The organism is Massilia cavernae (genome assembly GCF_003590855.1).
Taxonomy (GTDB): domain Bacteria; phylum Pseudomonadota; class Gammaproteobacteria; order Burkholderiales; family Burkholderiaceae_D; genus Telluria_A; species Telluria_A cavernae.
Map to the genome: position 1 here is coordinate 1 of NZ_QYUP01000005.1, position 8,127 is coordinate 8,127.

The window sequence follows — 8,127 nt, forward strand, 5'->3', positions numbered from 1 at the left end:
ACAGGCCGACGTTGTCTGTGGCTGCAGTCATGGCGCGGATGCGGAAGCGCATTTTCTCGGTCAGGGTCAGGTTCTGCGTTTCGGCCGCGGCTTCGGCCATCGGCGACACCAGCGGGCGCACCATCGAGGCGTGGCCGCCAAGGCTGGTCAGGCCGAATGCGGCGGACAGTTCGCGCACGAAGAGGTAGAAAATCAACAGGCGGCCGGCGGTGGCCGAGCGGATCTTCGCGATCGAGGCTTGCGCATGCTCCTTGAGGCCGAAGCGTTCAAGCAGGCCGATGGCGGCCAGCGGAAGCAGCAGGATCATGGGCAGGTTGCGGGTCTTGATGAAGGCGGTGCCGAGCGCAGCGAGCAGCGCTTCGACCGGCATCGAGGCGGCGAAGCCGGTGACGAAGCAGGCGGCGACCACCACCAGTACCGGGTGCGCCCGGAGAACGAAGCCAAGGACGATGACCGCGACGCCGGCAAGGGGCCACAGGTTGACTGCTGATTGCATTGATTCTCCATGGGCGGGGAAGGGGCGGCGCAATATTACCATTCACAGAAGCGGCGGATGCGCTCTGCTTATCCGCCCTACTTGTCTCGTTGCGAACCGTAGGACGGATAAGCGTGGCTGCCGCCGAGGCCGCATCCGCCGAATTCGCATCCATTGATGCGAACTAAAAAAGCCCGCGAACCTTTCGGTGCGCGGGCTTTTCATTCAAGCGATATCGCTTAGAACGTTGTCTTCAGCTGGACGCCGAGAGTGCGCGGCTCGTTCAGTATGCCGGTAAGGTTGTTGAAGTCGATCGCTCCCACCAGCTGCACCTTGTCGGTGATGTTACGTGCGAACGCAGCCACTTCGTAGTTGTCCCACTTGTAGCCGACGCGCAGGCCGCCTTCCACCAGCGACTTCGCCTTGTATTCCTTTGCTTCGTACAGGAACATGTTGTAGGTGCTGCGGTATGCCCAGTCGGTGTACGCGTAGAACTCGCCGTTCGCTACCGCTGCGCTGTAACGCAGCGTGAAGTTACCCTGCCATTTAGGTGCGCGTGGCAGCGGATTGCCGTTCAGGCGCTGGGTGTAGGCGAACGGGCCAGGTACGCCGGTAGGCGAGCAGCCGTTGGAGCCGTTTGGCGTATTCCCTTCGTTACCGCAGGTCTGGACGTACAGGCCGGCATCCTTGATCTCGGTGTCGTTGTAGCTGCCGCCAACGGTCATGCGCAGGCTTTCCGAAATGTTCGCCTGGAAGTCGAGCTCCACGCCCTGGCCGGTCACCTTGTCGGCGTTGATCAGCTGGTTCATGTTGATGGTACCCGAGGTCGCGGTCAGCTGCTTGTCCTTGACGCGGTACTGGAACACGGTGGCCGACATGCGCGCGCGCTTGTCGAACAGGTCCTGCTTGATACCGGCTTCATACGACAGCGCTTTTTCAGCTTCCGCGAACGACGGAACGCTCCACAGGAAGATCAGGCGGCCCTGCATGCTTGGTGCGCGGTAGCCAGTTGCGATGCGCGCGAACAGGTTGGTGTCCTTGTCCAGCTCATAGGTACCGGCCAGGTCCCAGCTCACGTTGGTCGACGAGCTGTCGAGCATGAATGGCCCCGCGGTCTTGCCGCCTTCCAGGCGACGGGCGCTGAAGTCCTTCTTGTCGTCGGTATAGCGCACGCCGCCGCGCACTTTCAGCTTGTCCGATACTGTGTAGTTCAGCGAGCCGAATGCGGCCCATGAACGGGTGTCCTGGGTTTGGGTCGAGAAGTCCGGGGTCAGCGGATTGCCTGGTGCCAGCGAGTTGTAGGCGATGCTGTCGATCTGCATGTCTTCGCTGAAGTAGAACAGGCCGCCGATCCACTGCAGCGGACCTTTGTTGCTCGACTCGACGCGGAACTCCTGGGTGAACTGCTTGTGGTCCGGCAGTACGTCAGCCGTCTCCACCGGGAACGGGATGAACGCCTTCTGGCCGGCATAGTCAGGTCCCATCGGTGGTGCGAAGACCGCGCCGAAACCGCCGTCCACGTCGCCGCGGCTGTAGAAGTCAGCGGTCTCGTAGCCGGTGATCGAGTGCAGGGTCACGCCTTCCATGTCCCAGCGAAGGCGCATGCTGGCGCCCTTGGTCTTCAGGGTCTGCTTGTTGCCACCGTCCGTATCGTAGGTGCCGTAGTCGAAGCCGTCGACGATATCGTTGGTCCCCTTCTTCATGATGTTCGCGCGGAACAGCGTGGCGCTGCCGTCCATGTCGCGTGCATGCACGTTGAACAGGGCGCTGAAGTCGCGCGTAGGCTTGACCAGCAGCTGCAGGCGCGCGGCGTGGTCGCCGTAGCCTTCGAAGTCCTTCGTCGGAGCGTTCGGACGGTTGTTGTGTACGCGGTCGTCGCGGTTCTGCGACTGTACCGACACGCGCGCCGCCATCGTGTCGCTGATCGGCAGGTTGATCGCGCCTTCCGCATTGACCGCGCTGTAGTTGCCGAAGCCGAGGGTGGCGTAGCCTTCGGTCTTGCCGATGACCGGCTTGGCCGAGTCGAACTTGATCACGCCGGCCGGCGAGTTACGGCCGAACAGGGTGCCCTGTGGGCCGCGCAGCACTTCGACCTGGTCGACGTCGAACACAGGGAAGCCTTTCAGCATCGGGCTTTCCTGCACGATATCGTCGACCACCAGGCCGACCGGCTGCGATGCGTTCAGGTCGAAGTCGGTATTGCCCTGGCCGCGGATGTAAAAGCGCGGGAACGAGCGGCCGTAGTCGGATTCGATGTTCAGGCTTGGCGAACGGCCCGACAGGAAGCGGATGTCCTGGCCGCCGGAGGTCAGCACGTCGAGCTTTTCACCCTTGAGGGTGGTGATCGCCATCGGTACGTCCTTGATGTTTTCCGAGCGGCGTTGCGCGGTGACGATCACGGTCTCCAGCTGGCCCGGCTGGGCTTTCGCTTCGACGGCCGGCGCGGCTTCCTGCGCCATTGCTGCGTGCAGCGGGAAGGCGCCTGCGATTGCCAGTGCGATCAGCGAACGGGTCGCCGTGCTCGAATGCTTGCTATTGTTCTTCATCTATGGACTTTCCTTTTATTTAATGGATCAACCTGCGAACCCGGATAACGTTCGCCGGACAGGCGCTTTCGCGGCGCACAAATTCGGCGAGATTCTAGCGCGGCCGTTGTGGATGCATCTTTACAAGAGGCAAACAATTTTCGATCCTAACATCCAGAGAAATGGTGTAAATATCTTTTTTATTTATATTTACTTCGTATAAATGTCAAAGTAAAAACATATTTGCCATACATATAGGCGGTAGTGCATAGTTCGAAAGTTATACCGGGCAAACTGCCGCAAGCCGCATGGGCCAAGGGTTTCACGGGTTTTCCGGTAGAACCAGGGTGACAGCGGCACTGCTGAGCCGGGACCGGCGCCACAGGACAGCGCCGACGCCAGCCGCCAGCTTCACGGAGCGACGCATGCTGTTGCGTCCTTACGACAAGAGAGTGTGTCCCGTACGCCACAGCGTCGGCAAGCGCATCGGGCCTAACCGGAAAATAGCAATGAGCGTAAGCAGTGCCACCACCAGCCGCCTCAAATCCGCTGCCGAACTCGGGCAGCAGGTCTGGCTCGACAATCTCAGCCGCGACATGCTGGACTCGGGCGAACTCGCCCGCCTGATCGCCGACGACGGCATCCAGGGACTCGCCTCGAACCCCACGGTCTTCTTCAACGCCCTGCGCAGCGCCTCCTGGCAGGCCGCCATGCAGCAAGCGCGCGCGGCGCCTGTGGACGGCCATCGGCCGCCCGAATGCCATGACCAAGATTCCCGCCACCGAAGGACCAGTCTCGTTTAAGCTTACGCAGTCCTTGGTCCCAGGCAGCATAGCGCCGGGTACAATATCGATACTCCAGGAGTTTAAATTTATGAAATTCAAACAACTCAGCATGACGATGGCAGCACTCTGCGTGACGGCGGGCGCCTCCGCTGCTACGCCGAAGCTGGGCATCGTCTACGATGCGGGCGGCAAGTTCGACAAGTCGTTCAACCAGTCCGCATTCGAAGGCGCTGAGCGCTTCAAAAAAGAGACTGGAATTAAGTACATCGAAGTCCAGGCCAGCAGCGACACCCAGGCCGAGCAAGTCATGCGCGGCCTGGCCCGCAAGAAGCTCGACCTGATCGCGGCGGTGGGCTTCTCGCAGACCCAGGCAGTGCAGAAGGTCGCGCAGGAATTCCCGAACGTGCGCTTCGTGCTGATCGACTCGGTCGCCAAGGGTAACAACGTCAACTCGATCCTGTTCAAGGAAGAAGAAGGCTCCTACCTGGTCGGCGTCGCTGCTGCGATGGCTTCCAAGACCAAGAAGATCGGCTTCGTCGGCGGCATGGACATTCCTCTTATCCGCGCATTCGCGTGCGGCTACAACCAGGGCGCGAAGTCGGTCAACCCGAAGATCGAATCGCTGCAGAACATGGTCGGCACCACCGCGGCGGCATGGAACGATCCGGCCAAGGGCGGCGAGCTGGCGCGCGCGCAGTTCGACCGCGGCGTGGACGTGGTGTTCGCGGTTGCGGGCGGCTCGGGCATGGGCACCCTGCAGATGGCCAAGGAAAAAGGCAAGCTGGGTATCGGCGTCGACTCCAACCAGAACTACCTCCACCCTGGGAACATGCTGACCTCGATGGTCAAGCGCGTCGACCTGGCGATCTACGACTCGTTCACGCAAATGAAAAACGGCACCTGGAAGGCCGGCGTGACCCACCGCGGCCTGAAGGAAGGCGGCGTCGACTGGGCCCTGGACAAGGACAACCGCATGGTCGTGACGCCTGCGATCGAGAAGAAAGTCCTCGAGACCAAGGCCAACATCATCAACGGCAAGATCAAGGTCGTCGACTATCGCGTAGCAGGCAGCTGCCCGGTCTGATCTTTTAGCCCGCGTTAAAAAAGCGCGCCGCGCCGGTAATCCGGTCCGGCGCGCTTTTGAATATAACTACCACCAACAAAACCCTCTATGCAGCCAGCCGTAGAATTTCGCAACATAAGCAAGGCCTTCGGGGCCGTGCAGGCGAACGCCGACGTCAGCTTCTCCATCGCCAAGGGCTCGATCCATGGCGTGATCGGAGAAAACGGCGCGGGCAAGTCCACTTTGATGAGCATCCTGTACGGCTACTACAACGCCGACAGCGGGCAAGTCCTGATCGACGGCCAGGAGCGCAACATCCGCACCAGCCACGAAGCCATCGGACTGGGCATCGGCATGGTGCACCAGCACTTCATGCTGGTCGAGAATTTCACCGTCCTCGATAACGTCATGCTGGGCACCGAGGGCGGCTTCAAGCTGGCTGCGCACCGCGCCGAAACCGAAGCGAAGCTGCGCGAGATCTGCAAGCGCTACCGCCTCGACGTCGATCCGCTGGCAAAGATCGAAGACCTGTCGGTGGGCGCGCAGCAGCGCGTGGAGATCCTCAAGCAGATCTACCGTAGCGCCGAGACCCTGATCCTGGACGAGCCGACCGCCGTGCTCACCGCGCAGGAAACCGCGTCGCTGTTCGAGATCCTGCGCCTGTTCAAGGAACAGGGCAAGACCATCATCCTGATCACCCACAAGCTGGGCGAGATCATGGAAATCACCGACCAGGTCACCGTGATGCGCGCCGGCCGCGTGGTGGGCGCCGTATCCACCGCCACCACCTCGAAAGAGGAACTGGCGAACATGATGGTAGGCCGCCCGATCCAGAGCGAACTGCCGCGCGCGCCGTACAACCCGGGTGCGGAAGTGCTGAACGTCAGCGGCCTCCAGCTAACCGACGCCGCCGGCGTGCGCCTGCTGGCCGACATCGACTTCACGCTGCGCGCCGGCGAAATCGTCGCGATCGCGGGCGTGTCGGGCAACGGCCAGAGCGAACTGATGGAAATCCTGTCGGGCATGCGCCTGCCGACCTCCGGCAAGGTTGCCTTCCTCGGCAGCGAACTGCCTTACGCGAAGCGCCACGATGCCGACGGCCTGCCCAAGACCTTCCGCGACCTCGGCATCGGCCACGTTCCGGAAGACCGGCTGCGCGACGGCGTGATCAAGGACTTCTCGGTCATGCAGAACACCGTGTTCGGCTACCAGGAGCGTGTGAAGAACCGCTGGGGCCTGTTCAACTTCGACGCCATCGCGGCGCGCTGTGCCGGCCTGCTGAAGGCTTTCGACGTGCGCCCGTCCGACCCGGACCTGCGCATCGGACTGCTCTCGGGCGGCAACCAGCAAAAGGTGGTGATCGCGCGTGAAGTCTCGGCCAAGCCGAAGCTGATGCTGGTCGGCCAGCCGACCCGCGGCGTCGATATCGGCACCATCGAAAGCATCCACACCCAGCTGCTGCGCTTGCGCGACGAAGGCGTCGCCATCCTGCTGGTGTCGGTGGAACTGGAAGAAGTGCGCGCGCTCGCCGACCGCATCATCGTCATGTCCGGCGGACGCATCACCGGCGAACTTAAGATTGAAGAATTCGACACCACCCGCCTCGGCCTGCTGATGGGCGGGATGCGCAAACAATGAAAACGACCGAACTCCCACGCTGGGCCACAGGCTTCGTCCTGCCCATCCTGAACCTGCTGTCGGCGCTGCTGGTTGCGGCGCTGGTGATCCACCTGCTGGGCGAAAGCCCGACCGAATCGCTCGGCATCCTGGTCGACAGCGCGGTGCTCAATCCGGAAGGCCTGGCCTACACGCTGTTCTACGCCAGCACCTTCATCTTCACCGGCCTGTCGGTGTCGATCGCCATGAAGGCGGGCCTGTTCAACATCGGCAGCGAAGGCCAGATGTACATCGGCGGCCTTGGCCTGACCGTGGTCATGCTCACGCTCGACCAGTCGCTGCCCGCCATCCTGCTGATCCCGGCCGCGATGCTGGGCGCGGCGGTGTTCGGCGCGGCTTGGGCATGGCTGCCGGGCTACCTGCAGGCAAAGCGCGGAAGCCATGTCGTGGTCACCACGATCATGTTCAACTTCATCGCCGCCAGCCTGATGAACTTCATCATCGTCAAATACCTGATCCCGGAAGGCCAGCAGAACCCGGCCAGCCGCGTGTTCTCGAGCGCGGGCGAAATGCCGCGCCTGGGCGAATGGTTCCCGGCACTGGGCGACACCCCGCTCAACGTCAGCTTTATCCTGGCGATCATCGCGCTGGCGATATACGGCGTGACGGTATGGCGTTCCGCATGGGGCTACGAGCTGCGCGCGACCGGCCTTAACCAGAATGCCGCGCACTACGCCGGCGTGAAGATCAGCCGCATGATCATCGTGGCGATGCTGATCTCGGGCGCGCTGGCCGGCCTTGGCGCGGTCAATTCGATCATGGGCTCGACCCACTACCTGTCGCTGAACTTCCCGGCAGGCGCGGGCTTTATCGGCATCGCGATCGCGCTGATGGGCCGCCAGCACCCGGTCGGCATCTTCCTCTCGGCGGTGCTGTTCGGCGCGCTGATCCAGGGCGGCTTCGACCTCTCGCTGGAAAAACCGAACATCCCGCAAGAGACCTTCATCTTCATCCAGGGCCTGATCATCCTGTTCTGCGGCGCGATGGAAAACCTGTATGGACCCGCGATCCTCAAGATGATCAACCTGACCCGCTCGCCGGCGCCGGTGAAAGGATAAGCCATGCTCGAAGACTTCCAATTCGCCAGCCTGCTGGTATCGACCATCCGCAATGCGCCGGTGCTGATCTTCGCCGCGATGGCGGGCCTGTTCGCGGAACGCAGCGGCGTGATCGACCTGGCGCTCGAAGGCAAGATGCTCGCGAGCGCGTTCGTATCGGCCGCTGTCGCCTACACCACCCAGAACGCCTGGTACGGCGTGGCCGCGGGCGTGGCCGTGTCGGCCGCGCTGGCGCTGCTGCAGGGCTATGTCAGCATCACGCAAAAGGGCAACCAGCTGGTGGGCGGCATCGCGATCAACATCGCCATGAGCGGCCTGACCTTCGTGCTGGCGCAGTACTTCTACCAGCAGGGCGGACGCACGCCGGACCTCGGCCAGGCGCGCCTGTTCGACATCGTGCTGCCGGGTACCGCGGCGGTCGCGGATGTTCCGTTCCTAGGCTGGTTCTACGGCAAGGTGATCGGCGGCCATTCGGCGCTGGTGTACCTGGCGTTCGCGCTGATCCCTATCGTGCACTGGGTGATCTACCACAGCCGCTTTGGCC

At 62.4% G+C, this 8,127-nt stretch carries 7 protein-coding genes; 5 read left to right on the forward strand and 2 right to left on the reverse strand.

The features are described 5' to 3' along the window. Together D3872_RS00305 and D3872_RS00310 are read right to left on the reverse strand one after the other, a co-directional pair. On the reverse strand, nt 1-496 hold a 496-nt coding region (locus tag D3872_RS00305; RefSeq protein WP_119808925.1), incomplete at its 3' end, for a 5-oxoproline transporter, DUF969 family subunit. A 218-nt stretch (nt 497-714) separates the two neighbouring features. Then, nucleotides 715-3,021, reverse strand: coding sequence for a TonB-dependent receptor (locus D3872_RS00310; RefSeq protein ID WP_119808926.1), 2,307 nt, complete (start codon nt 3,019-3,021; stop codon nt 715-717). A gap of 404 nt (nt 3,022-3,425) precedes the next feature. On the opposite strand from D3872_RS00310, the gene D3872_RS00315 reads away from it, so the two are divergent. From D3872_RS00315 to D3872_RS00335, 5 genes are all read left to right on the forward strand, one after another. Beyond that, nucleotides 3,426-3,803: a hypothetical protein gene (locus D3872_RS00315; protein WP_147373749.1), complete on the forward strand. Its 378-nt coding sequence runs from the start codon at nt 3,426-3,428 to the stop codon at nt 3,801-3,803. 70 nt (nt 3,804-3,873) lie between these two features. Continuing rightward, a complete protein-coding gene (locus D3872_RS00320; RefSeq protein WP_119808928.1) occupies nt 3,874-4,869 on the forward strand; it encodes a BMP family lipoprotein in 996 nt (331 codons plus the stop codon). Nucleotides 4,870-4,956: 87 nt separating this feature from the next. Next, nucleotides 4,957-6,486: an ABC transporter ATP-binding protein gene (locus D3872_RS00325; RefSeq protein WP_119808929.1), complete on the forward strand. Its 1,530-nt coding sequence runs from the start codon at nt 4,957-4,959 to the stop codon at nt 6,484-6,486. Continuing rightward, nucleotides 6,483-7,583, forward strand: coding sequence for an ABC transporter permease (locus tag D3872_RS00330; protein ID WP_119808930.1), 1,101 nt, complete (start codon nt 6,483-6,485; stop codon nt 7,581-7,583). The genes D3872_RS00325 and D3872_RS00330 overlap by 4 nt, the downstream gene beginning before the upstream one ends. A 3-nt stretch (nt 7,584-7,586) precedes the next feature. After that, on the forward strand, nt 7,587-8,127 hold a 541-nt coding region (locus tag D3872_RS00335; RefSeq protein WP_441295134.1), incomplete at its 3' end, for an ABC transporter permease subunit.

What these genes read in the sequence shown, in the direction of transcription:
- D3872_RS00310 (WP_119808926.1), bottom strand. Translation starts at nt 3,021, where the DNA reads ATGAAGAACAATAGCAAGCATTCGAGCACGGCGACCCGTTCGCTGATC.
- D3872_RS00315 (WP_147373749.1), top strand. Translation starts at nt 3,426, where the DNA reads ATGCTGTTGCGTCCTTACGACAAGAGAGTGTGTCCCGTACGCCACAGC.
- D3872_RS00320 (WP_119808928.1), top strand. Translation starts at nt 3,874, where the DNA reads ATGAAATTCAAACAACTCAGCATGACGATGGCAGCACTCTGCGTGACG.
- D3872_RS00325 (WP_119808929.1), top strand. Translation starts at nt 4,957, where the DNA reads ATGCAGCCAGCCGTAGAATTTCGCAACATAAGCAAGGCCTTCGGGGCC.
- D3872_RS00330 (WP_119808930.1), top strand. Translation starts at nt 6,483, where the DNA reads ATGAAAACGACCGAACTCCCACGCTGGGCCACAGGCTTCGTCCTGCCC.